Here is a 566-nt window from a genome sequence, read left to right as displayed (position 1 = left end):
TAACGTATTGGCGCTTGCCGTGGTTGCGGACTTTCTAGCAGAGTATTTTCTACCGTAACGAAGATATGAATAAAAACGTTAATTCCACTAAACCCGCAATCATGGCAAACGGCTGTTATGTGACGGCTATTTACGTGTTTATTTCCGGTTAATTTTCCGCTTCTAACTTTCAAGTTTCTGCTTGTCGATTCCAATTTTCACGCTTCTACTTTTTAATTTTCTAAATTTCCATTCCAACTTTGAAGTTTCTGCTTGTCGATTCCAACTTTCACGCTTCTGCTTTTCAAGTTTCCACATTTCCATTCCAATTTTCAAGTTTCTACTTTTCAAGTTTCCACATTTCCATTCCAACTTTCACGCTTCTGCTTTTCAAGTTTCCACATTTCCATTCCAATTTTCACGTTTCTACTTTTCAAGTTTCCACATTTCCAATCCAAATTTTTAAGTTTCTGCTTTTCGAGTTTCAACAATTCTATTACAATTAAATCTCAAATCAAAATCGTTAATCATCAATCTAAAATCCTTTAAATGTTGTGATTACGTCTCGTTTTTTCATAGCTGTCACA

Annotated in this window: 1 protein-coding gene; it reads right to left on the bottom strand. The window is 34.8% G+C overall.

Annotated features, from left to right (window positions below; all coding sequences use genetic code 11):
• A partial coding sequence (locus H2650_RS15820) for a hypothetical protein (RefSeq protein ID WP_223151132.1) occupies positions 1-194 on the bottom strand: 194 nt, incomplete at its 3' end.
• Positions 195-566 lie beyond the last annotated feature (372 nt).

Source organism: Flavobacterium sp. GP15 (genome assembly GCF_014281985.1).
Lineage (GTDB): Bacteria > Bacteroidota > Bacteroidia > Flavobacteriales > Flavobacteriaceae > Flavobacterium > Flavobacterium pygoscelis.
The sequence above is the reverse complement of the archived record's forward strand: the minus strand, read 5'-3'. Positions and strand labels throughout refer to the sequence as shown.